General features: G+C 45.4%; 22 protein-coding genes. 21 read left to right on the forward strand and 1 reads right to left on the reverse strand.

Translation table 11 applies throughout. The features are described from left to right. Nucleotides 1–20: 20 nt before the first annotated feature. The 11 genes from HF966_RS05775 (at nucleotide 21) to HF966_RS05825 (ending at nucleotide 10,440) form a co-directional block, all read left to right on the forward strand. Nucleotides 21–1,205 (forward strand): iron-containing alcohol dehydrogenase, encoded by a 1,185-nt coding sequence (locus HF966_RS05775; RefSeq protein WP_168677032.1) that lies wholly within the window; start codon nucleotides 21–23, stop codon nucleotides 1,203–1,205. Between the two features lie 126 nt (nucleotides 1,206–1,331). Next, nucleotides 1,332–2,021 (forward strand): tRNA (adenine(22)-N(1))-methyltransferase, encoded by a 690-nt coding sequence (locus HF966_RS05780; RefSeq protein ID WP_168677034.1) that lies wholly within the window; start codon nucleotides 1,332–1,334, stop codon nucleotides 2,019–2,021. After that, nucleotides 2,018–2,806, forward strand: coding sequence for a Nif3-like dinuclear metal center hexameric protein (locus tag HF966_RS05785; protein WP_168677035.1), 789 nt, complete (start codon nucleotides 2,018–2,020; stop codon nucleotides 2,804–2,806). Before HF966_RS05780 ends, HF966_RS05785 begins: the two co-directional genes overlap by 4 nt. An 88-nt stretch (nucleotides 2,807–2,894) precedes the next feature. Further along, on the forward strand, nucleotides 2,895–4,130 hold the full coding sequence (gene pepT, locus HF966_RS05790) for a peptidase T (protein ID WP_168677037.1): 1,236 nt from the start codon (nucleotides 2,895–2,897) through the stop codon (nucleotides 4,128–4,130). 70 nt (nucleotides 4,131–4,200) lie between these two features. After that, nucleotides 4,201–5,118 (forward strand): SGNH/GDSL hydrolase family protein, encoded by a 918-nt coding sequence (locus tag HF966_RS05795; protein ID WP_168677039.1) that lies wholly within the window; start codon nucleotides 4,201–4,203, stop codon nucleotides 5,116–5,118. After that, nucleotides 5,100–5,711 (forward strand): YpmS family protein, encoded by a 612-nt coding sequence (locus tag HF966_RS05800; protein ID WP_168677040.1) that lies wholly within the window; start codon nucleotides 5,100–5,102, stop codon nucleotides 5,709–5,711. Before HF966_RS05795 ends, HF966_RS05800 begins: the two co-directional genes overlap by 19 nt. Then, a complete protein-coding gene (locus HF966_RS05805) occupies nucleotides 5,698–5,925 on the forward strand; it encodes a YozE family protein (RefSeq protein ID WP_168677042.1) in 228 nt (75 codons plus the stop codon). Before HF966_RS05800 ends, HF966_RS05805 begins: the two co-directional genes overlap by 14 nt. Nucleotides 5,926–5,974: 49 nt before the next feature. Beyond that, nucleotides 5,975–6,817, forward strand: coding sequence for a ribosome biogenesis GTPase YlqF (ylqF, locus tag HF966_RS05810; RefSeq protein WP_168677044.1), 843 nt, complete (start codon nucleotides 5,975–5,977; stop codon nucleotides 6,815–6,817). Nucleotides 6,818–6,821: 4 nt separating this feature from the next. Continuing rightward, on the forward strand, nucleotides 6,822–7,595 hold the full coding sequence (locus tag HF966_RS05815; protein WP_168677046.1) for a ribonuclease HII: 774 nt from the start codon (nucleotides 6,822–6,824) through the stop codon (nucleotides 7,593–7,595). Between the two features lie 164 nt (nucleotides 7,596–7,759). Next, nucleotides 7,760–8,854 carry an ABC transporter substrate-binding protein gene (locus HF966_RS05820; RefSeq protein ID WP_168677048.1) on the forward strand — a complete coding sequence of 365 codons (1,095 nt, stop codon included), beginning with the start codon at nucleotides 7,760–7,762 and terminating at the stop codon, nucleotides 8,852–8,854. Beyond that, nucleotides 8,854–10,440, forward strand: a complete 1,587-nt coding sequence (locus HF966_RS05825; RefSeq protein WP_168677050.1) for an amidohydrolase — start codon at nucleotides 8,854–8,856, stop codon at nucleotides 10,438–10,440. Before HF966_RS05820 ends, HF966_RS05825 begins: the two co-directional genes overlap by 1 nt. Before the next feature lie 33 nt (nucleotides 10,441–10,473). On the opposite strand, the gene HF966_RS05830 is transcribed toward HF966_RS05825, so the two are convergent. Continuing rightward, entirely contained in the window at nucleotides 10,474–11,118 is a 645-nt protein-coding gene (locus HF966_RS05830) for a Crp/Fnr family transcriptional regulator (RefSeq protein ID WP_168677051.1), read from the reverse strand. A gap of 94 nt (nucleotides 11,119–11,212) precedes the next feature. Here HF966_RS05830 and HF966_RS05835 point away from each other — a divergent pair, with 94 nt between their 5' ends. The 10 genes from HF966_RS05835 to HF966_RS05880 all read left to right on the forward strand — a co-directional run bounded on the left by HF966_RS05835 (nucleotide 11,213) and on the right by HF966_RS05880 (nucleotide 24,664). After that, complete coding sequence (locus tag HF966_RS05835) at nucleotides 11,213–12,568, forward strand: FAD-dependent oxidoreductase (RefSeq protein WP_168677053.1); 1,356 nt, start codon at nucleotides 11,213–11,215, stop codon at nucleotides 12,566–12,568. 194 nt (nucleotides 12,569–12,762) lie between these two features. Further along, nucleotides 12,763–14,046, forward strand: coding sequence for a pectate lyase family protein (locus tag HF966_RS05840; protein WP_168677055.1), 1,284 nt, complete (start codon nucleotides 12,763–12,765; stop codon nucleotides 14,044–14,046). A gap of 147 nt (nucleotides 14,047–14,193) precedes the next feature. Next, on the forward strand, nucleotides 14,194–15,390 hold the full coding sequence (locus HF966_RS05845) for an SAM-dependent methyltransferase (protein ID WP_168677058.1): 1,197 nt from the start codon (nucleotides 14,194–14,196) through the stop codon (nucleotides 15,388–15,390). A gap of 149 nt (nucleotides 15,391–15,539) precedes the next feature. Further along, nucleotides 15,540–16,967, forward strand: a complete 1,428-nt coding sequence (gene gndA / locus HF966_RS05850; RefSeq protein WP_168677060.1) for an NADP-dependent phosphogluconate dehydrogenase — start codon at nucleotides 15,540–15,542, stop codon at nucleotides 16,965–16,967. Between the two features lie 200 nt (nucleotides 16,968–17,167). Further along, a complete protein-coding gene (gene kdpA, locus HF966_RS05855) occupies nucleotides 17,168–18,829 on the forward strand; it encodes a potassium-transporting ATPase subunit KdpA (RefSeq protein WP_168677062.1) in 1,662 nt (553 codons plus the stop codon). A gap of 10 nt (nucleotides 18,830–18,839) precedes the next feature. Further along, on the forward strand, nucleotides 18,840–20,864 hold the full coding sequence (gene kdpB / locus HF966_RS05860) for a potassium-transporting ATPase subunit KdpB (protein ID WP_210729363.1): 2,025 nt from the start codon (nucleotides 18,840–18,842) through the stop codon (nucleotides 20,862–20,864). Nucleotides 20,865–20,872: 8 nt separating this feature from the next. Continuing rightward, on the forward strand, nucleotides 20,873–21,172 hold the full coding sequence (locus HF966_RS08950) for a potassium-transporting ATPase subunit C (RefSeq protein ID WP_168677066.1): 300 nt from the start codon (nucleotides 20,873–20,875) through the stop codon (nucleotides 21,170–21,172). Beyond that, nucleotides 21,141–21,356, forward strand: coding sequence for a potassium-transporting ATPase subunit C (locus tag HF966_RS08955; RefSeq protein ID WP_168677068.1), 216 nt, complete (start codon nucleotides 21,141–21,143; stop codon nucleotides 21,354–21,356). Before HF966_RS08950 ends, HF966_RS08955 begins: the two co-directional genes overlap by 32 nt. 12 nt (nucleotides 21,357–21,368) lie before the next feature. Beyond that, nucleotides 21,369–23,951: a DUF4118 domain-containing protein gene (locus HF966_RS05875; RefSeq protein ID WP_168677070.1), complete on the forward strand. Its 2,583-nt coding sequence runs from the start codon at nucleotides 21,369–21,371 to the stop codon at nucleotides 23,949–23,951. Next, the gene (locus HF966_RS05880) at nucleotides 23,948–24,664 is read left to right on the forward strand and encodes a response regulator transcription factor (protein ID WP_168677072.1); all 717 of its coding nucleotides are present in this window, start codon (nucleotides 23,948–23,950) and stop codon (nucleotides 24,662–24,664) included. Before HF966_RS05875 ends, HF966_RS05880 begins: the two co-directional genes overlap by 4 nt. The last annotated feature ends 84 nt before the right edge of the window (nucleotides 24,665–24,748 follow it).

The following is a 24,748-nucleotide window of genomic DNA, read 5'->3' on the forward strand; positions in this document are numbered from 1 at the left end:
TATGAAAGGGAATAATTAACATGAATAATTTTAAGTTTCAAAATAAAACAGCCATTCAATTTGGAAAAGATGTGATTGATAATGCGCTGCACGATGCTGTGGCACAATTTGGACAAAATGTCTTATTTGTTTATGGTGGCGGTTCCATCAAAAAATCTGGTTTGTATGACCGCGTCATGTCAAAGTTAGCTGGCTTAACAGTCGTAGAACTTTCAGGCATTGCCCCAAATCCTAAAATTGCCTCAGTTCGAGCAGGCCAGGCCCTAGTTAAAGCGCATGATATTGATGTGATTTTGGCTGTCGGTGGTGGGTCAGTCATTGATGCCGCAAAGGTGATTGCCTCATCGAAGTTTTATGATGCTGACCCATGGGATTTAGTCCTTGATTCAGGTAAACGTTATCAATTAGACCAATTACCAGTGGTTGATATTTTAACCTTATCGGCTACTGGCACTGAAATGAACGTTGGCTCAGTGATTTCAAATCCAGAAACGCACCAAAAACTGGGTACGGGTGGCCCACAATCACCGGCTGTCTCATTTTTAGACCCAACGCTAACTTATACGGTTTCTAAGTGGCAAACGGCTGCTGGGGCGATAGACATTTTTAGTCATTTGACGGAACAATATTTTGATCGTTCGGCAAATGATGTCACATCTGGCATGATCGCTGGTTTATATCGTGCTGTGATTAAAAATGCGCCAATTGCGTTGGCTGATCCCGATAATTATGATGCTCGCGCTGCCTTGATGTGGGCGTCAACCATGTCACTCAACGGTTTGGTCAATGTGGGTAACACCAATGGTTGGACAGTGCATCCGATTGAACATGAATTATCGGCCTATTATGATATTACCCATGGCGTGGGCTTAGGAATTCTCACGCCACGTTGGATGCAGTACAGTTTGTCAGCAGAGACGTTACCACGTTTTGCGCAATTTGGCCGCGAAGTTTGGGATTTGACTGGCACAGATGAAGCTGTCGCACAAGGCGCGATCCAAGCCACTTTTGATTGGATTAAAGCCTTGGACGTGCCAACAATGCTACCAGGTGTTGGCATTGTTGATAAAAAATATTTTGAAGTGATGGCTGAAAGTGCTGTCAAAGTTGGTCGGTTGGCTCAGGCGGCCTATGTGCCAATGCAAGCGGCTGATGTTGTGGCAATCTTATCTGCTGCCATGACTGATGATGATTTTATCCAATAATCCATCGTGATAATAGAATAAAGTATGCCAGGCTAGCAGCTTATGCTAGCCTTTTTGTGAGGTGATTATGAGTGAATAGTCATGATATGTTTGATTATGATATACTAGAATTAAAGGAATTTAACTATGGATAGTATCAATTTATCACCCCGTCTTTCGGCGGTGGCGAGTTTTGTGCCAAAAGGCGCACGTATGGCAGATATTGGCTCAGACCACGCTTATTTGCCCGCACATTTATTATTGCAATCAAAAATTAATTTTGCCGTGGTGGGAGAAGTCGCCAAAGGGCCGCTCGAAAATGCCCGTCATGAATTAGCTAAGCAACGCTTAACTGACGTCACAGTTTTACGGCTTGCGGACGGTTTAGCGGCCGTAACGGCAGCTGATCAGATTGATACGGTGACGATTGCCGGTATGGGTGGCATATTGATTCGTGATATTTTAGCCGCAGCCAAAGCACGTGGCCAAGTCTTTGAGACACTTATTTTACAACCTAATACTGATGAGGCCGTGGTCCGTCAATGGTTAATTGCAAACGCTTACCAATTGACACACGAGCGGATTGTGCAAGAAGACAAACATTTCTATGAAATCATTGTGGCCAAGCCAGGCAAGCAAACCTTGTCATCATTAGACTTAACCTTTGGCCCATTTTTACGCGATGAGCAATCGCCAGTTTTTAAGGCGAAATGGCAAAAAGAAGCAGACCGTATTGCACTGATTTTTGAACGCATGTCGGCAGCGGGCAAAGATGATACGCCAGCCTATCATCAGTGGCAAGCACGTTACCAACAAATTCAAGAGGTATTGTCATGATTGCCGCGCAAGATCTCATTGATCGCATTGAACAATTTGCACCAAAATCATTAGCCGAGTCAGGTGATCCTACTGGCTTACAAATTGGTGATCCGCTGCAACCGATTCATCGGGTCATGACGACGCTTGATGTCAGACCAGAAGTTGTGGCAGAAGCCATTGCGACTGGCGTTGACTTTATTTGGGCCCATCATGAAGCCATGTTTTTTCCGGCCAAAAATTTGGACTTGCGGGTGCCACAAAATAAAATGTATGCTGATTTAATTCAACATCACATTGTGGTCTATGCTGCCCACACGAATTTAGATAGTGCCCAAGGTGGCATGAATGATTGGTTAGCTGCTGCGATGGGGATAGATCACGTGACCCCTTTGATACCACAGCCAGACGGTGTTAGCGGACTGGGACGGATCGGAGATTTGGTGCAACCAATCTCGGTTGCTGACTTCGCTGAGAAGTTACGGACGATCTTTAACGTTAAAGCTGTGCGAGTGATTGCCAATGATCTCAACGCCAAGATTCAAAAGGTTGCAGTGCTAGGTGGTGATGGCGGGCGTTATTGGTCGACTGCCAAAGCAGCCGGTGCAGATGCTTTTGTCACTGCGGATGTTTACTATCACGTTGGCCATGATATTTTGGCTGCTGATTTTGTGGTCATTGATCCTGACCATCATATGGAAGCCATCGCGACGGTACCAATGGCCGAAAAAGTGACGGCGTGGTTCGGTGAAACACTCACAGTCTACCCATCAAAAACCAACACTGATCCCTATACGTATATCTAAAATTTCGGGGACGTCCGGACAAATGTGTCGACCAAAAGTTAGAAAGGACCGCGATTCCCACAAGCTGTGAGTGAATCGAGAATAAATTATGACAAGCGAAAAATACCCTGAATTAGTGAACCGATTTTTGCAATATGTTGCGGTAGATACCCAATCGGATGAGAACGCAACGACAGTCCCATCTTCCCCTAAAGAAGTGGCCTTTCTGGTTGACATCGCAAAAGAACTTAAAACCATTGGATTGGAAAATGTCCGCACCATGGCAGACGGCTATGTTTTCGCTGAGTTAGCTGGTAATGTTGATAACGCGCAAGTGCCAACGATTGGGTTTATTGCTCATGTTGATACAGCCGACTTTAAGGGGTCAGATGTCAAACCTCAAATCATTGAAAACTATGACGGCCAAGCAACAATTCCACTTGGGGATAGTGGTTACGACTTGAGTCCAGCAGCATCTCCAAGTTTGTCCAAGTATGCGGGCCACACATTGATTACAACGGATGGGACCACTTTGCTGGGTGCTGATGATAAAGCCGGTGTGGCTGAAATTATTACGGCGGCGCAATATTTGGTTGCACACCCTGAAATTAAGCATGGGCCATTGCGATTTGCCTTTGGTCCGGATGAAGAAATTGGGATTGGCGCCGATCATTTTGATACGGCCGCCTTTGGGGCAGATTTCGCTTACACAGTTGACGGTGGGCCTGCTGGCGAATTGGAATGGGAAACTTTCTCAGCTGCTGGGGCAACAGTCGATATCCAAGGCCGCAATGTACATCCCGGTACGGCCAAAGACACGATGGTGAATGCAATCCAAGTGGCATTTGATTTTCACGCACAGCTGCCAGAACATGATCGCCCAGAAAATACTGCGGGTCGCGAAGGCTTTTGGCATGTGATGCAGGTGTCTGGTAATCCTGAAGCCGCACAACTGCGCTACATTGTCCGCGATCACGATCGGGCAAAATTTGAAGCACGTAAGCAACGCTTGGTAGACATCGCGGATCAGATGAACAAAGAATTTGGGATGACGCGTGTGACGGTTACCCTGAAGGACCAGTACTATAACATGGGGGAAATCTTAAAAGACGATATGCGTGCTGTGAATTTGGCAGAAAAAGCCATGTTAGCATTAGACATTAAGCCATTGATTGCGCCTGTCCGAGGTGGTACAGATGGGTCAAAAATTACTTTCCTTGGTTTACCAACGCCAAACTTGTTTGCTGGTGGCGAAAATATGCATGGCCGTTTTGAATATGTTTCAACGACGGTGATGGCACAAGCAACCGACACCATCTTGAAGATTATTGAACTCGCGCAGTAAAGATAAAGCACAATCGCTTGGTTGTGCTTTTTTTGTTACAATAGAAGAGATCAATTTTTAGGGGACAAGCATGCGAAAATATCTAACACTTGGTTTTATTGGGCTGATGATCGCTGGTCTGGGTGGCTTTGGCTGGATTTACTATCAAAAAAATGCGCTTCAAACTGCTCAACCAAGTGATGCCGCTAAAATCGCCCAGGTAAAAGCCATAAAAATCGTAGCTTTAGGCGATTCCTTGACAGAAGGGGTAGGCGATAATGCGCATTTGCAAGGTTATACGGGACGCATCGCGAGACAGGTGCAACAACAATATGATGTGAAGGTGACCATGCGGAACTTTGGTCGCGCGGGCGATCGGTCTGACCAAATCCAAGCGCGATTAACCACCCAGCCTAAATTACAGTCGGCGATGCGACAAGCCAATGTGATTGTCATGACGGTGGGGGGCAACGATTTGCAGCAATTATTACTGAAAAATCAAATGGCTGCCAGCCCAGTTGCCTTGACAAATGCCATTAATGCTGGTCAAAGTGATTATCAAAAAAAGTTAACGACGCTTTTTGCGGCTGTCCGGCACTACAATGCTGACGCACCAATCTATATTTTTGGCAACTATAATCCAATCTATGTGCATTTCCCTCAAAGAACTGACTTGAACCAAGACGTCACGACCTTTAATCAAATTAATCAAAAGGTGGCTCGTGCTGACAAGGCTAGTCATTACGTTGGCATTTTTGATTTAACTTATGGCCAATACCGCACACCAAGCGCGCGACGCCACTTATTAAACCAAGCCGATGTGGCGGCACAAGCGTCAGAAAGTCCAGATCAAATCTTAAAAGTTTTGACTGCGCAGCCCACGGTGTTAAACGACTGGTTAAGTCCCAGTGATAATTTCCACCCCAACCCAACCGGTTATGACTATATGACCAATCAATTATTTCAACAAATGAAACGAGGACAAGCAGCATGGCTGACAACGCATTAACGCGCCTGCAACCAAAACAAAAACCAACACGGGTTTGGTTTTGGGCTTTTTGGACAGTGATCTTATTGTGTCTTTTGGGTTTGGGTACGACCTATTATCTGGCCACGCAAACAATTCAGGTGCAAGATGAGCCAGCCAAAATTGCACCCGGTGATGCCACGTTTGATGTGAATCTCGATACCAAGCAAGTCAATGCGCTGGTGGCTTATTATTTGAAAGATACGCATAACCAAGATTATACTTTCCGGGTGGGCGACGAAATTATGCTTTATGGTCAAACAAAATTTCTAGGCGATAAATTCCGATTTGGCTTAGCTATGACCCCAGAAGTGACGAAAAACGGGAATGTGATTTTGACTGCCAAAGCGATGCGGGTGGGTAACCTACCTTTACCAATTAGCGCAGTGATGCAATATGTGAAATCAAGTTATCATGCACCCAAATTTGTCACGATAAATCCTGCCAAGAAACAAATCGTCATTAATATGGCGCAGTTGAAAGTGGCACAAGGCATGTCTTTCCGGGCAAAAATTATCGATTTAAAAGCAGGACAATTTGTTTTCGAAGGTGGGTTAGAAAATGGTAAAAAGTGATCGGTCGTTTTATAATTGGTTGATGACCAACCGAAACGTTGTCGCAGCAGATGAAGTGCAGCAGTTTGCCAATAATGCTTTTTTGGATTCAACTTTTCCAAAGCAAAGTACGGATTTTGACGACATTTCGCAGTATTTGGAAGAAAACGCCACATACTTAACTGCTATGTCAATCTTTGATACGGCATGGGCAGCCTACGAAGCGGCACGCTAAATTTTAGAATGGAGAATGCTGACTGATTCAGTGAGCGATTAAAAAGATTATGGCACAAATTATTCAATGGTTCCCTGGTCATATGGCTAAAGCCTTTCGTTTGATGCGCGAAAACCTCAAACTCGTCGACGTGATTTTTGAATTAGTGGATGCGCGAATTCCAGAAAGCTCACGGAATCCTGAAGTGGATAAGTTAATTGGTGGCAAGCCCAGATTGTTGATTATGACGAAAGCGGACTTAGCCGATCCAGAACAAATCCGTGCGTGGAAACAGCGGTTTGAAGCACAAGGTCACACGGTTTTAGTGCTTGACACACGTGATCCACGCACACCACAATTAGTTACGAAAGCCGCACGTCGTGCAGTGGCTGCCAAGAAAGAAGCGCAATTAGCGCGTGGGATTCAAGATCAACCCATCCGCGCGATGATTACAGGCATTCCAAACGTTGGTAAGTCCACCTTGCTTAATCACTTAGTGATGAAAAACGTGGCCCCAACCGCAGATCGGCCGGGGGTCACTAAAAAAATTGCGTGGTTGAAAACACCGACGAAATTAGAACTTTTGGACTCGCCAGGTGTTTTGTGGCCTAAATTTGAAGACCAAGTTGTTGGTTTGAAATTAGCGCTAACAGGGGCGGTAAAAGATACGATTTTTGCCAAAGATGATGCCGTGTTATACTTGTTGGATTTCTTTAGAGACTATCGGCCTGAGGCAATAATTGACCGCTACCACTTGCCAGCAAATGCTTTTGATGAAGAAAGCGTTCAGGTATTACTCGCAATTACGCAAAAACTCGGTTTTAAAGATGACTATGACAAAGCTAGTGAGCGGATTCTTAACGATTTACGTAAAGGAAAGTTGGGACCGTTCACTTTAGATCTCATTGACTGATGACATGACTGAAACAATTACACAAATTAAAAAAACGTTAAAAACAGTGACCGATAATCAGGATATCCGGCTTGTGCAATGGCGCCAAGACAGCCGCGCTGGCGTGCAGCAGGCGGTCCAACAATGGGACCGTCAGCAAGCAAAACAGGCAGCCAAGACAGAGGCATTCCAAGAACGATTTACCTTTGAAAAGCAGTTATGGGTACAAGGCGTGACGCATATTGCCGGGGTGGACGAAGTTGGGCGTGGGCCGTTGGCTGGGCCTGTGGTTGCTGCGGCAGTGATTTTACCACATGATTTTGCTGAATTAGAGGTGATTGATTCAAAGCAACTGTCTGAAAACATGCGAGATAAGTTGTACGATGAGATTCTATCCCAAGCGATTTCAGTGGGTGTGGGTGTGGTGGCTTCAGACGTGATTGATGATATCAATATCTATGAAGCTGCGCGATTGGCAATGACCCAAGCTGTTGAAAATCTGGCACCAGCACCTGAATTTTTACTCGTTGATGCGATGACCATACCTGTTGAGACACCTCAAACCGCTTTGATTAAGGGCGATGCTCGAAGTAATTCGATTGGGGCTGCCAGCATTGTGGCCAAAGTGACGCGTGATCGTATGATGAGTGAATATGATCGCACGTATCCAGGATATGGCTTTGCGCAACATGCGGGTTATGGGACACAGGCACACCTAACGGCCTTGAAAAAATTGGGCGTAACGCCGATTCATCGGCGTTCATTTAGTCCAGTCAAAGCAGTGCTGACATCAGAGTAAGTCAAAAAGTACGGCGCGTTTGTCGTGCTTTTTTTGTCGAAAAAAATTTTAAAAATAGCGTTTACATCAGGTTATTTCCATAATATAATTAAGTTCTGTGTCAACAATCCGTAGGGTTATTGGCGGGTAATTTTAAATGAAATTATAGCTGAGGTGTATATGTATTGAAAAAAATATTTTTGCTGACGGGCATCATCTTGATCATTGCGGCGGGCTTAGGTTTGTTGAAATGGCAACTCATGACAAGCGAGCAAGCAACCACAAAGGGACAACAACGTGTCGTCCATATTTATAATTATGGCAGTTATATCGATCCCGCGCTTTTGACAAAATTCACGCAGCAGACAGGCTATCAAGTCAGTTATGAAACCTATGATTCTAACGAATCAATGATGGTCAAATTGCAGCAAGGTGGTTCAAACTATGATCTCGTTTTCCCGAGTGAACCATTTGTGACAAAGTTGGCTCAAGACCAGTTGCTTGCGCCACTTGACCACCATAAAATTCACGGTTTGAGTCATCTAGACCCGTTATTGTTGAATCAAAATTTTGATCCGCATAACCACTATTCACTGCCATATTTCTGGGGCACAACGGGAATCATGTATAATGATCAATATTTTTCAAAAGATGATGTGGCGACTTGGCAAAAACTTTGGGCGCCAAAAATGAAAGATCAAGTCATGGTGATTGATGCGCCACGCGAGTCAATGGGCATGGGCTTACAGGCCTTAGGCTATTCAGAAAATGATGCCAACCCAGCGCATATTGCAGCGGCCAGGCAAAAACTAGCCGCTTTGGCCCCTAATGTCAAAGCTATTTTAAATGATGAGATTCGGCCATATGTCAATGCCGGTGAAGCCAACGTCGCCGTTGCCTATTCAGGGGTTGCGGATTATGCCCATAGCCTGAATCCGCATATTGACTATGTCATACCAAAAGACGGCGGATCGGTATGGACTGATAATATGGCCATCCCTAAAAATGCAAAAAATCAAGCCGGTGCTTATGCGTTTATCAACTTTTTGCTTGATCCAAAAAATGCGGCCCAAAACGCTGTCTATGTGGCTTATTCAAGTCCAAACTTAGCAGCTAAAAAATACTTACCCAATACAATAACAACGGATAAAATTCTTTATCCAAAGCGTCATACATTAAAAAATATTGAACATTATCAAAACCTATCGGATAACACTGTCGCGGCCTATAGTGACAATTGGTTAGCAGCAAAAATGGCCATGGCCAATGGAGGAAAGTAATGGTAACGTTATTAAAAAGTGAGGCAATTTTTGATGTGGCAACACAATCAACCTTTGCCGGCGCAATCGCGATTTCTGGGCAAAAAATTAGTGCCGTTTATCGAACACCGGTTGATGAGGCCCAATTTGATGTTGTTCGGGATTTTGGGGCACAAATGATTGTCCCTGGTTTCGTGGATGCTCATCAGCATACTTATGTGATTTCATTGGTCCAGGCGGGGGCATTGACACCAATTGATTACGGCACAATGCCGGAAGTCTTAGCCCAAGTCGCAAAGGTACCCGAATTTGCTGGTTGGAAAATCCCAATGGGTTATTATGCTAGTGAGTTCGACCTTGCCGGCACGCCAACAGCTGCAGATATTGATGCCATCGAAGCTGATATCCCGGTCATGTTAGTGGCTGGAGATGTGCATTCCATTTGGCTCAATAGCAAGGCTTTGGCTAAAATTCACGTCACGGAAAAGGATCTGGCGGTGGCTGGCGGTGAAATTTTCCGTGACGCTACTGGGGCATTGACTGGTTTCTTCACCGAAGGTATTGCTACGCACGTCTTAAACCAAGTGCTGGCAACATTGGTGGCTAGCATGCCGGAAAACTATTTATCCTATTTCCGTGAGCTTAATCAACAGGGTGTCACGAGTGTCGGTGTGTTAGCCGTATCTGGCCGTGCCGATCAAGATCTGATTAATGAAGACTTGTTCAAAACCATTGAAAATGACATGACCGTTCGGGCGGCGCTTTTTCCTGGGATGCGCCAGGATGAAACGCGTTTACAACATTTGCTGGCTGAGTTTGAAAACTCTGATCGCGTGCAAATTGCTGGAACTAAGCAGTTTTATGATGGGGTAACGAGTACGCAAACTGCCTACATGGTCGATGACTATTTCCCGGGTTCAGGTGAAAAGGGTGCCCCCATGTTACCTGATGAGACGTTGCATGCGCTGATCAAACGTTCAAACGCTCTAGATTTACCGATCCGTGTCCATGCCATTGGGGATCGTGCCATCCGGGAAACCTTAATGGCCTTTGAAGCAGCCGAAGCAGCTTTTCCAATGTCGCCAGGGAAGCGCAATGTGATTGAACATCTGGAAGTTTTTAACCCGGCAGATTTGCCACGTCTCACGCATTCTCGCGCGATTCTATCCGTTCAGCCAAGTCATGCTTTGATTAGTTATGAAGGCCTTTGGAAAGAAGTAGGTGAGGCACGGTTACCTTGGATGTTTACATTCCGCAAGTTCATTGATCATGGCGCAACTCTGGCATTTGGCACGGATGCACCAGTCGTGATCGGACAAACACCGATTCAGACTATTTTCCAAGCGGTCACGCGTCGGACGCTGGCCAATGAGGCTGGGGTTGGTTTGGGATTTGATGAAGCTGTTACGATTGGCGAAGCCATTACTGCCCATACGCTACACGCGGCGCAAGCCAACCAGCAAACAAATGTTGGCCAGATTGCACCGGGTTATTTTGCTGATTTGGCAATTCTAAGTCAAAATTTGTTAACAACTCCCCCTGATCAATTATTAACTGTGGAAACAGTTGCCACAGTCTTTGATGGTCAATTTGTCTGGGAAAAATAATAAAGAGCGATCTCGTCAGATCGTTCTTTTTGTTTAGAGTAAAGTTACTTCGCGCTTATTGAGCATAATCACGCCACTTAAAGTTAATTTTTTCAACAGACGACTTAAGGTTTCTGGGGCAATTTGTAACGATGCGGCCAGTTCTTTTTTCGTGACGGTGAGATGGAAAGTATTGGTTTGCTGTGAAGCGGCAATATCTTGGAGATATTGTAGTAAGCGTTCATCAGCGTTTTGAAGCGATAAGCTGATTTGTCGTTGTTCGAGTGCCGTGAGTCGTTCACCATAGGTGTTAAGCATTCTAATGGCGAGGTCGGTATTAGCGTGTAATAATTTTTGAAAATCTGCACGTCGAATCATGCACACGTGTGAGTCCACTTTGGCGCGGGCAAAGTGATGGTGTCTGGTATCGGTAAATAACGCAGCTTCAATATCCATTTGATGCGCGTGTAAGGAATAGAGCAATAATTCTTGACCATTGTCGTTGACGTTAAAGATGTCGACTTGACCAGAGTCAACCAAGATGAGTGCAGATAAATCATCATCTGGTTCATAGATATAACTGCCGGCAGGGTAACTTTTTTGGTGAACGGAAATATTGACTAGTTGGGTGATTAAATCTTCTGATAACTGTGAAAAGATTGGGGCTGCTTTAACGCAGGCAAATTCAGAATGTGACATTTTTCACTCTTTCTTGACATAAGTCAATTTATTTAGGGTAAATTGATTATACAATAAAAACATCAAGAACGGAAAGTTCTCATGGAGGATACACATGAAAGTTGTTATTATTGGCTCAACCCACGCAGGAACTGCGACAATCAAATCAATTAAAAACCATTATCCAGAGGCTGAAATTGATGTTTATGAGAAGAATGATAATGTGTCTTTTTTATCATGCGGTATTGCGTTAACCGTGCAGGGTGAAGTTAAAAACATTGAGGATCTCTTCTATTCATCACCTGAAATCTTGCGTGATTTGGGTGCTAACATTCACATGAAACACGAAGTGACGGCAGTTGACACAGCAAATAAAACGGTTACTGTGACCGATTTGACGACACAAACTGTCACAACAGTATCTTATGATAAGTTGGTTGCTACCACCGGCTCTTGGCCAGTTGTGCCACCAATTCCAGGCATTGAAGATGAGAGAATTGTTTTATCAAAGAATTACACGCATGCTAAAGCTTTGATTAGTTACGCTAATGATCCCAAGATTCGACGTGTCGTGATTATCGGTGGTGGTTACATTGGCACAGAACTCGTTGAAGCTTTCAATGTGAAAGGCCGTGAAGTCACGTTAATTGATAATCAACCAACGGTTTTAAATCGATACTTTGATGAAGCGTTTACCAAGAACGTCGCCGACTTATTTACTGCACATGGTGTCACAGTGGCCACGGGTCAACTTGTGCAAAGCTTTGAAAATACACCTGAGGCAGTCATCGTAAAAACTGACCAATCAGAATTTGCAGCGGACTTGGTCGTGATGTCTGTTGGTTTTCGACCAAATACACAACTATTTGCTGGTCAACTGGACATGATGCCAAACGGCGCTCTTTTGGTGAATGACTACATGCAAACGAGTCAACCTGATGTCTATGCTGCGGGCGACTCAGTGGCTGTGCACTACAATCCAACTGGCGAAAACGCCTACATTCCATTGGCGACCAACGCGGTCCGGCAAGGCACACTGATTGGTTATAACCTCGTGAAGCCAACGGTGAAGTACATGGGAACCCAGTCAACGTCCGGTTTAAAGTTATATGATTTAAACATGGCTTCTTCTGGCTTAACTGAAGCGCATGCTAAAGAACTTGGCCTAGACGCTGCAAGCTTAACAATGACAGATAATTTCCGACCAGAATTCATGTCATCAACAGCGCCTGTTTTAATGACAATTACTTGGGAAAAGACAACCCAGCGCATCTTAGGTGTGCAACTACAAAGTAAATACGATATTTCACAATCTGCAAATACTGCCTCGGTTGCGATTCAAAATCGTATGACTTTGACCGACTTAGCATTTGTCGATATGCTGTTCCAACCATGGTTTGATCGACCATTTAATTATTTGAACCTACTCGCCCAAGCGGCGTTGGCACAAGCGGACAAAACTGACGCATAAAAACATGGCAACGCCACGCATTTGAAACCATGACGCAAGTCGTGGTTTTTTCAATTGTCAAGAATATTACAGTGGCGGATAATCCACAAAAAAGGATAGCGCCTGAACGATTTTCGGGTTACAATACTCTTGTAATAAGATGTATTACATTTAGAATTTTTGTCGCTTGGTTTTCAAAGTACAGGAGAAAAATAATGAAAAAAGCCGAACGCTCAAAGTTGTTTTCAGCAACTGTGATGGCAGGAATGCTTGCATTATCCGTAACGACTGGGTTGCGCGACGTGCACGCAGACATGTCTGGTTATGCAGCCCAAACAGCCAGCACTGTTGGTGGCTTTGGTGGCAATACGACCGGTGGTAGCCAGGCTACTGCGGCACATACCTATACGGTCACAGATCGTGCGTCGTTGTTAAAAGCCTTGGGTGGTGAAAATAACGCGACCCCGAAAATTATTTACGTTTCTGGTAAAATTGACATGAATGTCAATGACCAAGGACAAACGCTTACCGCAGCAGATTATGCGCAAGGTACTGGGTATAATTTTGAGCGCTATTTAGCGGCCTATGCGCCAAGTACTTGGGGCAAGAAAAAATTGAGTGGTGTGCAAGAAGCTGATCGCTTGCAAGCGCAAAAAAACCAAGCCGCCCAAGTTGTCGTTAAAGTACCAGCTAACACGACGATCATCGGTGAACCAGGCGCCCAGTTTATTGGTGGTAACCTTGTGATTCAAAAAGGTAATGTCATTGTTCGCAACCTTTATTTTGAAACACCATATGATGATTTTCCACAATGGGATCCAACGGATGAAAGTACGGGAAATTGGAACTCCCAGTATGATGCGATCTCTGTCCAAGGCGCAAGTAACGTCTGGTTAGACCATAATACCTTTGATGATGGGACGCATCCGGATGCGCAAAATGGCACCTACTATGGACGTGAGTATCAACACCATGATGGGGACACGGATTTCACGAATGGCGCAAATAATATCACGGTTTCGGACAATATTTACCGAAACCACGATAAAACCATGTTGATTGGTAACAGTGACACGAAAACCACTGATGCGGGAAAATTGCACGTCACGGTCACACATAATTTGTTTGAAAATACGGTGCAACGAACACCACGTGTACGCTATGGTGAAGTGCAAGTGGTCAACAACTTATACCAAAATGATGGCACGAGCTCATACAAATTTAAGTATGCTTGGGGCTTAGGTAAAAACGCCCAAATTGCCGCCCAAAACAATGTGTTAAATATTGCGAATGCGTCGGCTCCAGACATCATTAGTAAGCTTAAAGGCACACAATTGTCTGATTCTGGTACGCAATTTAATGGTGCAAGCGTGAGTGCCTCAACACTAAGCCACACTGCGCCAATTACTTGGCAACCCACGGCACCAGCCATTTTAACACCGACTAATCAAGTACAAGCTACGGTGATGAGTCAGGCGGGGGCAGATGTTTTAAAATAAAAGAGGATTTAAAGAGACGCGCTAGCGTCTTTTTTGATTGCCAAACAAAAGGGCAGTTTATAACAAAATGGCAAACGTTAATCATTTTTGGTTTGACTTTTCTATCGTCTTTTTCTACAATGCAAGGTATAAAGCAAAGGGGAAAACATGTTAGATAAAACAATCTATAAGCAAATTTTCAAAGCAAGTTTTAACGCCCCAATCGACGTTGAATTCTGGGATGGTGAGCAAGTGAGTTACGGTGAGGGAGAACCCATTGCAAAAATTATACTCCATGAGCTCATCCCCATTAAGGACATTATGGCACACGCTTCGCTGACTTTTGGTGAAGCGTACATGGCTGGTACGATTGAAATTCAAGGGAACCTGCAACAACTCGTGACAGCCGTTTACCAATCCAAGGATAGTTTTTTAAACAATGCGCAGTTTAAAAAATTCCTACCCAAACGCTCCCATTCAGAAAAAACAAGTAAAACAGATGTGCAAAGTCACTACGATATTGGGAATGATTTTTATGAGATGTGGCTTGATCCGACACTCACTTATTCGTGTGCCTACTTTGCCAGCGACTCGGATTCCCTTGAAGACGCGCAATGGAACAAAGTTCATCACATTTTAAACAAATTAAACGCACAACCAGGCGAGACACTACTCGATATTGGGTGTGGTTGGGGTACGTTGCTTTTTACTGCCGCCAAGGAATATGGGTTAAAAGCAACAGGGGTGACTTTGAGTCAACAACAATATGATTATGTGAATCAAAACATTGCTGATGAAGGCTTAACAGATCAAGTCACCGTTTTTCTGAAAGATTATCGTGAAATTCAGCAAACGTATGATCACGTGACCTCGGTGGGAATGTTTGAACATGTCGGGAAGGAAAATCTTGGTGAATACTTTGCGCAAGTCAGTGATCGCCTGGTGCCAAATGGGACAGCGTTAATTCATGGGATTACAGGGCAACACGAAGGCGCTGGCGTAGATGAATGGATTAACCAATATATTTTCCCAGGTGGTTATATTCCAAATATTGCTGAAAATCTCACCCATATTATGCATACTGCCTTACAGGTAGATGATTTAGAACCATTACGCCGTCATTATCAAAAAACACTTGAAATCTGGACGCAGAATTTTCATGATGTTAGTGAAGTGGTGATTGCCCGATATGGTGAACGTTTTTATCGCATGTGGGATTTGTATTTGCAAGCTTGCGCTGCCTCGTTTGAAGCAGGGAATATCGATGTTGTCCAATATCTGTTAACAAAAGGCCCATCAGGGGCTGAGTTGCCGATGACGAGAGACTATATTTATCATGCCGATGTGGCACATGGCGTGAAGTGAAAAAAGCTATTGCAGCAATGTTGCAATAGCTTTTTCTTTAAAATTAACTTGTTACATCATACACAAGTGCTTGACTTTTAAAATTAATGGGACTATATTGAAAACGTTTACAGGATCTAAATTTTAAATTGAACCAGAAAGAGGTAAGTATGACAGTAGCAGATTTTGGCGTCGTTGGCTTGGCAGTGATGGGCCGTAATTTAGCGCTCAATATTGAATCACGCGGCTATCAAGTGGCGTTGTATAACCGCTCTTATGAGCGCACAGCTGATTTGGTAGCTAAGCATCCCGAAAAACAATTTGTCCCAAGTGAAACGGTCGCTGATTTTGTCGCCAGTATTAAAACGCCACGGCGTATTTTGTTAATGGTCAAAGCCGGGCAAGGCACAGACGCCGTCATTGATGAACTCTTGCCTCACTTAACTGCTGGGGATATGCTCATTGATGGTGGGAATACTTTCTTTGAAGATACTATGCGTCGGTCTGAAAAGTTGGCGCAATCTGGGATTAACTTCATTGGGATGGGCGTCTCCGGCGGTGAGTTAGGGGCTTTGCAAGGCCCATCTTTAATGCCAGGTGGCCAACGTGAGGCGTATGAACTGGTTGCGCCAATTTTGACTCAAATTGCAGCCAAGGCGCCAGAAGATGGTAAGCCGACGGTGACTTATGTTGGGCCAAACGGTGCGGGCCATTATGTTAAAATGGTGCACAACGGGATTGAGTACGGCGATATGCAGCTCATTTCTGAATCTTATGATATTTTAAAGCGTGTGCTGCAACTTGATCAATCAGCGTTAGCGGCAACATTTTTGGATTGGCATCAGGGTGAGTTGAATTCTTATTTGACAGAAATTACGGCCGATATTTTGACTCGGACCGATGATCTAGGTACCGGACAACCCATCGTCGACGTTATTTTGGATCGCGCGGGCAATAAGGGCACTGGCAAGTGGTCATCCCAATCAGCATTGGCGATTGGTGCGCCACAATCCTTAATTACAGAATCTGTCTATGCGCGTTATTTGTCAGCCATGAAGGCCGACCGTTTAGCTGCTGCTGAAGTATTGACTGGTCCGGACTTTAAGTTTACCGGCGATGTTGAAGCGACGAAAGAAGATATTCGTCAAGCACTTTACTTCGGTAAAATTATGTCGTACGCGCAAGGGTTTGATCAATTACGCATGGCATCTGATTTTTATGAGTGGGATTTGCCATTTGGCGAGCTGGCACAATTATGGCGTGCGGGGGCCATTATTCGGGCCCAATTCTTGCAAAAAATTACGGATGCCTATGCAGCACAACCTGATTTACACAACTTATTATTGGATGATTATTTCCAAAATATTGCGGCTTCCTATCAAGCAGCCACGCGTCGGGTGATTAGCCTAGCTGTGCAAGCAGGTATTCCAACACCTTCACTTTCAGCAGCGATTGGCTACTATGATGCCTATCGTTCAGCGGTCTTGCCTGCTAACCTCATTCAAGCACAACGTGATTATTTTGGGGCACACACCTATGAACGGACTGATCGACCAGCCGGAGAGATGTACCACTATCCATGGTATGACGAAGCTTAAAAAACATTATTACACAAACAACAGACACACTGTGCCTGTTGTTTTTTTGTGACGTTAACACCGTTTTAACATCCCAGTTGTTAAGATAACGTTATCAAAAAAAGGAGGCACATCACCATGCTGTTGACGTTATTAGGCGGACTGGTCGTTGTTGGCTTAGTGAGTTATTTATTTTACATTTTAATGTGGGGAGATCGATCATGATTTGGTGGCGAGATGTCTTAATTATTGGCCTGATTGTTGGTCTTTCTATCCCGCTCGGGCGTTATCTTGCTGCTGTGATGACGGGTCAAAAAGTTTGGTTAAGCGTGGTTTTCCAACCAGTTGAAAAACGCATTTATCGCTTTCTCGGGTATCCTGATACGCCTGATGACATGACGGGCCGCCAATTTGTGGCGGCCATTGTGGCATTTAGTGCCATCAGTCTTGCTGTTGTCATGGGGGTATTGATGACACAGCAGTGGCTGCCATTCAACCCCAATCACGCGCATAACGTCCCTTGGGATTTGGCCTTGAACACAGCCATGAGCTTTGTGACGAATACGGACTGGCAAGCCTATTCCGGCGAAACAGCGATGTCTTACTTATCACAATTTATGGTGTTGACCACCCAGAATTTTGTTTCGGCAGCTGTTGGGGTCGCAGGCTTACTGGCGGTCATTTGCGGTTTTTCACGCAAGGAAAGTGCCACGATTGGTAATTTTTGGGTCGATGTGACGCGCTTTACCTTATATGTTCTTGTCCCACTGAGCGTTGTCTTAACGTTATTGATTGTGAGTCAAGGCGGTGTGCAGAATTTTGCTGCCAATCATTTGGTGCAAGGGACGCAATTGCCATCCGGGCCAGCTTCGAGCCAGTTTGCTATTTCTTTGTTGGGGAGTAACGGCGGTGGCTTCTTTGGTGCAAATGCCGGTGCATTATTTCACAATCCCACAGGTTTAAGTAATTTATTTGAGAGTGTAGCGATTGTCCTGCTGCCCGCTGGATTAGTGGTCATGTTTGGCCAAATGGTCGGTCGCCGGCAGGCGTTTGTCTTGTATGCCGTGATGTTAGGCATTTTAGTGTTGGCCATTATTGGGACGACGTTGTCTGAATTACATCTTGGTCAGCACGTCGCCGGGGTGGCTGGATCAACGGCATTTGAAGGCAAGAATGTTGTCAACGGCATTGGGTTGTCAGCGTTATGGAATACTTTATCGACCGCTGTTTCCAATGGGTCAGTGAACGCGTCGCTAGATAGTTTCACGCCATTGGGTGGGCTCATTCCGATGTTGTTGATGCAACTCGGTGAGATTGTATTTGGTGGTGTTGGTTCTGGTTTATATGGCATGTTAAGCTTTGTGCTACTCACTGTGTTCATCAGTGGTTTAATGGTTGGCCGGACACCAGAATATCTGGGTAAAAAGATTGCGGCTTATGATATGAAAATGGTCTCATTAGCCATTCTTTTACCCCCTGTTTTGACATTAACCAGTACCGCTATCGCCGTGAGTTGGCCGGGGATTGGGGCAAGTTTGACCAACACTGGCGCGCATGGTTTTTCAGAAATTTTGTATGCTTTTTCATCAATGGGCAATAATAATGGTTCGTCGTTTGGTGGCTTTAATGGCAATCAACTGATGGTCAACGTGGTTGGGGCCGTACTCATGGGCTGCACACGCTTTGTGCCACTCATTGCGATGGTCTGCTTGGGGGCCAATTTGGCTAAGAAGAAGCAAATGGCGACTTCAAGTGGTACTTTACGGACAGATACTGGTCTCTTTGCCGTACTATTGCTATTTATCATCTTATTGATAGGGGCATTGAATTTTGTGCCCGCACTTGTTTTGGGGCCAATTGCCGATTTTCTCACGGCAAGGTAAGGAGAATATGATGCAAAATATTTTTTTAGCGGTGAAAAAATGTCAACCGCAAGTACAAATCAAAAACCCAGTCATGTTTGTCGTTTATGTTGGGGCCATCTTATTGACAGTCATTGATGTGTTGAACGCGATCATGGGCGTTAACCAGCAGGCGCTTGGTTATAATGTGGCGATTACGCTCATTTTATGGGCCACAGTGTTGTTTGCCAATTATGCTGATGCCGTGGCAGAAGGGCGTGGTCGTGCGCAAGCCGAAAGTCTGAAAAAGTCCCGCCATGCGGTGCTAGCACATCGGCTGGATAAAAGTGGGCAGGCTGTCGATGTTACCTCTGATGACCTGCAACCGGGCGATATTGTCCAGGTAACGGCCGGTGAAGTGATCCCGATGGATGGGGAAGTCATTCTGGGCACAGCTGCGGTGGATGAAAGCGCCATTACGGGTGAATCGTCACCAGTGATTCGTGAAGCCGGTGGTGATCGGAGTTCGGTCACTGGTGGCACAACCGTTTTATCGGATAATTTACAAGTGAAGATTACAGCCCGGGCTGGGGAATCCTTTCTTGACCAAATGATTCATATGATTGAAGGCGCAAAGCGTCAGAAAACGCCGAACGAAATTGCCTTACAAATTTTATTGGTGACATTGACGATTATCTTTCTCATTGTCGTGGCCACTTTGTTACCCTTTAGCCAGTTTGCCAATAGCAAAGCAGCGGCCCAAACGATTACGATTGCTAATTTGGCAGCCTTGTTGGTGTGTCTGGCACCCACTACAATTGGCGCTTTGTTGTCAGCCATTGGTATTTCAGGGATGAGTCGTTTAAACCAAGAAAATGTCTTAGCAAAAAGTGGCCGTGCTATTGAGGCGGCTGGGGATGTGGATATTTTATTGTTGGATAAAACGGGCACGATTACCCTGGGAAATCGACAAGCTGTGGCTTTTAAACCGATTCAAGGTGTTTCAGCACATGACTTGGCCGAAGCTGCTCTGCTATCGTCAATGGCAGATGAGACCCCAGAGGGGCGTAGTGTGGTCAATTTGGCACGTGAGACCTCTCAGATGACAATTGATACAAAGCACTTGACGGATCCTGTATTTGTCCCATTTTCAGCGGCAACACGAATGAGTGGGGTCGATATCCAAACTGATCATTATCGTAAGGGTGCCGCTGATTCAGTGCAGCACTATATCTTGTCATTAGGCGCAAGTTGGCCGGCTGAGGCGACCAGTTTTGCTGAAGAAATCGCCAAAAATGGTGGGACACCCTTGGTTGTCACCAAAAATGCCACTGTCTTGGGGGTGATTGCGCTCAAAGATATTGTCAAGCCAGGTGTGCGCGATCAGTTTAATGCCTTACATGCCTTACGCAAGATGGGGATCAAATCCGTCATGATTACCGGTGATAATCCGTTAACAGCCGCCGCCATTGCGGCCGAGGCTGGCGTGGACGACTATATCGCCCAAGCAGTGCCCGAGTCCAAATTAGCTGTGATCAAAAAGTATCAACAAGCCGGGCATTTGGTCGCTATGACTGGGGATGGCACCAATGATGCCCCTGCCTTGGCGCAAGCTGATGTTGCGGTGGCAATGAATACAGGGACAGTCGCCGCTAAAGAAGCGGGTAATATGATTGATTTGGATTCTAGTCCAACCAAACTGATTAAAATTGTGGCGGTGGGCAAGCAATTGCTGATGACGCGCGGCGCTCTAACCACTTTTAGTATTACCAATGACTTGGCTAAATATTTTGCCATTTTACCGGCATTATTTGTCGGGCTTTACCCGCAATTGGCTGTGCTTAATTTCATGCACCTCACCAGTCCTAAAACAGCCATTTTAGCCGCATTGCTCTACAATGCATTGATCATTATTGGCTTAATTCCCGTCGCATTGCGGGGTGTTCGCTATCGCGAATTAGGTGCGGAACAGTTATTGCGCCAAAACTTGTTGGTGTATGGCGTGGGTGGCATACTCTTGCCATTTGTTGTCATCAAAATATTCGACATGATCTTAACGATTATTGGCGTGAAATGAGGTAAAATATGTTTAAGATAATATGTAGGCAAGCGGGTAGTTTAATGTTTTTGCTGACGGTGTGTGTCGTGATGTATACTGGGATAACGACTGTGCTGGCACAAGTTTTCATGCCGACTCAAGCCAACGGGCAACTCATCATGAAAAACCACCGGATTGTGGGTTCAGCACTAGTTGGCCAAACAACGACAAATCCTGCTTTCTTCATTGGGCGTCCGACCGTTGTGTCGAATCTTTCCGCCGTCAGCGCGGCGGAAAAACAGGCGATTGGCAAACGTGTCACCTGGTGGAACGGATCCTTATATTAGTCTGGCGGGCGCAAATTATCAGCGGCAGCGGGTTGCCCGGGTTAACCATTTATCGGTGGCAACTGTCAACAAGCTGATTGCAGCACAAACAACGCCGCCTGCGGCCAATTTATTTGGGGAACCGGCAGTGAACGTTGTCACTTTAAACGTTGCCCTCCAACGATTGGTCGCGCAAACAAAATAAATTGAGGAAACTATGGTCAAAAGTTCTGAGGCATGGCTACAAGACATTGTGGCACAACGACGTGGGCGTCTAAAAATATTTCTTGGCTATGCCGCAGGTGTTGGGAAAACATACCGGATGCTAGAGGAGGCACAGACGCGTTTAGCGGCTGGGGATGACGTGGTGATTGGCCATATTGAATCACATGGTCGCGCGGCAACGGCAGCGCTTATTTCAGGCTTTGAGCAAATACCTGAAAAACTGCCGGTGGGTCAACCCGCGCTGTTAGGCGAGTTAAATGTGCCGGCCGTGATCAAAAGACGGCCAGATGTGGTGTTGGTGGATGAATTAGCACACACCAATGCGGCGTCTTGGAACCAAAAGCGCTACCAAGATATTGAAGAAATTTTGACGTCTGGCATCAGTGTGTATACCACAATCAATGTCCAACACATCGAAAGCCTCCATGACCTCGTGGCACAAATCACGGGCGTTGATGTCCAAGAGACGGTGCCAGATGCCTGGCTGCATCAAGCCGATGACATTGAATTAATCGACATTGACCCCAAAGTCCTTTTGAACCGCTTAACGGCGGGTCTGATTTATCCAACAGACAAAGTTGCCCGCGCACAAGACCACTTCTTTCAGTTACAGAAATTAACTCAGTTACGTGAAATTGCCTTGCAGCAAAGCACGCAACAATTGAGCGAACAAAACGCACAACAAGGCCAACAAATCCGGCATTTTTTAGTGGCGATTAGTCCAGCCCCAAGTTCTGAAAATGCCATTCGGTGGGCTTATCGGCAAGCCAGTGCTTTTGATGCCCCTTGGACGGTGGTCCATGTTCAGAAGTCAGGTAAAAATCTGGCACCGACGGTACAACGCCATATTAATTTGGCAAAAAAATTAGGGGCCAAAACCGTGATTTTACAGGGTGACCACGTGGTGGCAACCCTGATTGCTTATATTAGAGAAACCCAAGTCGCTAATTTGATTATTGGTAAACACGTGACGCGTGCGTGGTATCAATTTGGCCGCGCAGATATCGAAGATCAAATCCTTGCAGCACTCCCGGCACTAGATATTCAAATTATTCCAAACCGTTCGCAAGTTTCGCCGATACACCGGCTACTTGGTTGGCCAAAAAAATTAACTTTGTCCGTGCAACGGCGCGATGTCTGGTTTGCGGTGGGGATGATTGTGGCGGTGACCTTAATTAACGGGGGCATGACCTATGTGACAAGCGACAATGCGCTTAAAATCATGTTTTATTTTGTAGGGATTATCTTTGTCTCTCGCTTTACTCAGGGCTATTTTCTCGGGTTAGCTACCACAGCGGTGAGCGTACTGCTCTTTGATTTATTGTTTGTCCGTCCATTTTATTCGTTACAGTTTTATCAAAATGGGTATGGCATCATCTTTTTAGCCATGTTTGTGTCGGCAACCTTAATTAGTAGTTTGACGTCCAAAGTGACCGCGCAAATGGCTGTTTCGGTATCGGCGGCAACGCAAAACCAGGTCTTATCGGACTTGAGCTTACAGTTATTGACAGATGATCAACCAGAAGCTTTAAGTACCTTGACGCAACAGGCCATTGTAAATTATTTCAAAAGATCGGTGGCCATATATTTCCAACGGCAAAAATTCGTTGGTCAAATGCCCAACCAAGATGCCGATGGTCCCGAGGTCATTCAGTGGGTCTGGCATCACGGGTTGCCGGCTGGTGCTGGGACGGAGACTTTAGCTGGGAAAAAAGCATTTTATCTGCCAATTGGTTATCCAGGTCACACGTTAGGCATTTTGGTTGGTGATGGCGACGCCTTTACGTTGGCTGATCGCCTCGCACTTGAACGCTTTCTGACGCCGTTATCAGCGGCATTAAAAACGTTCTATTTACGGCAAGAAGCGCAAAGACATGCGTTAGAAAAACTTGATGCCCGCTTAAAAAGTGATTTGCTTCAGTCGGTGTCACATGATTTGCGCACACCGTTGACGGGGATTTTGGCCAGTACAGAATTGTTGCGCCAGGATCAAACGCAATCGTTGTCGAATCAGCGCTTACTCACCAATATTAACCACGAGACCAACTGGCTCATCCAAATGATTGAAAATATTTTAACCGTGACCCGACTACAACAGGGGACGATTGTGTTTGAAACGACCCCAGAACTCGTAGAAGATTTGATCTTGTCAGCCATTGAAAAATTTAAATGGTTGCATAGTCAGATCAAAATTGATTTGACGCTACCGGATGCGGTCATTTGGGTACAGGCCGAACGGCATATTTTCCAGCAAATGCTGATTAATATTTTTGATAATGCTGTGAAGTATGGCGGCAATGCTGTACAGATTCAAATTGCTGTCACGGTGGCCCAGGGGCAAGCCATCATCACCATTCAAAATTCTGGCCAGCCGTTCACAGCGGCGCAATTGGCCAAAATTAATCACCAAACCCGCCCCAACATGCAATCCGGCGATCAGCAACGCGGCCTTGGGATTGGCTTATTCTTATGCCAGACCATTGCCAAATTGCACCATGGGCGGTTGGTGGCCCAAAATTGGCAAGGAGGCGCTGAGATGCAACTCAGCATCCCAGCAGACAAGACAACAGCATGATTAAAAAACAACTCTTAGTGGTTGAAGATGACCCAACCATTCAACGGGTCGTCAAACAAACATTAGTGACTGCGGGCTTTACCGTGACCCAAGCTTTCAATGCCCGCGAGACCCAAAGCCAATTAATGGCTACGTTGCCTGATTTATTGGTGTTGGATTTGGGTTTGCCTGATGAAGACGGTGTGGCGTTGCTCAAAAAAATTCGCTTAGCGAATCACGTGCCCGTGCTCGTCTTGACTGCACGCGACCAAACGCAAGACAAACTCAAGCTGTTTGAAATTGGTGTGGACGACTATGTGACCAAACCTTTTGAGCCACTCGAACTCGTTGCCCGCGTCCGCGCTATTTTATCGCGTACTTATGACACCACTGGCGTGGGTAAAGGACAACTACATTGTGGTGAGCTCACCGTTGACCTCGATGCCAAAACGGTGACGAAAGCTGGAGAGGGATTGCATTTGTCACAAAAGGAATATGCCCTCTTAAGTCTATTCGTCCAACACCCACAAAAAGTCTTAACTTATGATGTCTTATTGCGTAACATTTGGGGCACGCACCTGCTTCAAGGACAAAGTGATACCTTACGGGTGACGATGGCGCATTTAAGACGGAAAATTGGGACCAATGCCGGGCAGCAATACATCGGGACCGATGTTGGGGTTGGGTACCGCTGGTTAGCACCGGTTGAACAGGCACAATATTTTAAGCAGTAGGTTGTCAATCTACTGTTTTTTTATGCCATTTTAGGGGCAAAGTTTGAATTTCCTGAGGATTTTAAGTGGCGGCTAAGTGCATCA

Origin of the sequence: Leuconostoc holzapfelii (genome assembly GCF_012396485.1) — a bacterium.
GTDB lineage: Bacteria > Bacillota > Bacilli > Lactobacillales > Lactobacillaceae > Leuconostoc > Leuconostoc holzapfelii.

What these genes read in the sequence shown, in the direction of transcription:
- HF966_RS05775 (WP_168677032.1), top strand. Translation starts at nt 21, where the DNA reads ATGAATAATTTTAAGTTTCAAAATAAAACAGCCATTCAATTTGGAAAA.
- HF966_RS05780 (WP_168677034.1), top strand. Translation starts at nt 1,332, where the DNA reads ATGGATAGTATCAATTTATCACCCCGTCTTTCGGCGGTGGCGAGTTTT.
- HF966_RS05785 (WP_168677035.1), top strand. Translation starts at nt 2,018, where the DNA reads ATGATTGCCGCGCAAGATCTCATTGATCGCATTGAACAATTTGCACCA.
- pepT (WP_168677037.1), top strand. Translation starts at nt 2,895, where the DNA reads ATGACAAGCGAAAAATACCCTGAATTAGTGAACCGATTTTTGCAATAT.
- HF966_RS05795 (WP_168677039.1), top strand. Translation starts at nt 4,201, where the DNA reads ATGCGAAAATATCTAACACTTGGTTTTATTGGGCTGATGATCGCTGGT.
- HF966_RS05800 (WP_168677040.1), top strand. Translation starts at nt 5,100, where the DNA reads ATGGCTGACAACGCATTAACGCGCCTGCAACCAAAACAAAAACCAACA.
- HF966_RS05805 (WP_168677042.1), top strand. Translation starts at nt 5,698, where the DNA reads ATGGTAAAAAGTGATCGGTCGTTTTATAATTGGTTGATGACCAACCGA.
- ylqF (WP_168677044.1), top strand. Translation starts at nt 5,975, where the DNA reads ATGGCACAAATTATTCAATGGTTCCCTGGTCATATGGCTAAAGCCTTT.
- HF966_RS05815 (WP_168677046.1), top strand. Translation starts at nt 6,822, where the DNA reads ATGACTGAAACAATTACACAAATTAAAAAAACGTTAAAAACAGTGACC.
- HF966_RS05825 (WP_168677050.1), top strand. Translation starts at nt 8,854, where the DNA reads ATGGTAACGTTATTAAAAAGTGAGGCAATTTTTGATGTGGCAACACAA.
- HF966_RS05830 (WP_168677051.1), bottom strand. Translation starts at nt 11,118, where the DNA reads ATGTCACATTCTGAATTTGCCTGCGTTAAAGCAGCCCCAATCTTTTCA.
- HF966_RS05835 (WP_168677053.1), top strand. Translation starts at nt 11,213, where the DNA reads ATGAAAGTTGTTATTATTGGCTCAACCCACGCAGGAACTGCGACAATC.
- HF966_RS05840 (WP_168677055.1), top strand. Translation starts at nt 12,763, where the DNA reads ATGAAAAAAGCCGAACGCTCAAAGTTGTTTTCAGCAACTGTGATGGCA.
- HF966_RS05845 (WP_168677058.1), top strand. Translation starts at nt 14,194, where the DNA reads ATGTTAGATAAAACAATCTATAAGCAAATTTTCAAAGCAAGTTTTAAC.
- gndA (WP_168677060.1), top strand. Translation starts at nt 15,540, where the DNA reads ATGACAGTAGCAGATTTTGGCGTCGTTGGCTTGGCAGTGATGGGCCGT.
- kdpA (WP_168677062.1), top strand. Translation starts at nt 17,168, where the DNA reads ATGATTTGGTGGCGAGATGTCTTAATTATTGGCCTGATTGTTGGTCTT.
- kdpB (WP_210729363.1), top strand. Translation starts at nt 18,840, where the DNA reads ATGCAAAATATTTTTTTAGCGGTGAAAAAATGTCAACCGCAAGTACAA.
- HF966_RS08950 (WP_168677066.1), top strand. Translation starts at nt 20,873, where the DNA reads ATGTTTAAGATAATATGTAGGCAAGCGGGTAGTTTAATGTTTTTGCTG.
- HF966_RS05875 (WP_168677070.1), top strand. Translation starts at nt 21,369, where the DNA reads ATGGTCAAAAGTTCTGAGGCATGGCTACAAGACATTGTGGCACAACGA.
- HF966_RS05880 (WP_168677072.1), top strand. Translation starts at nt 23,948, where the DNA reads ATGATTAAAAAACAACTCTTAGTGGTTGAAGATGACCCAACCATTCAA.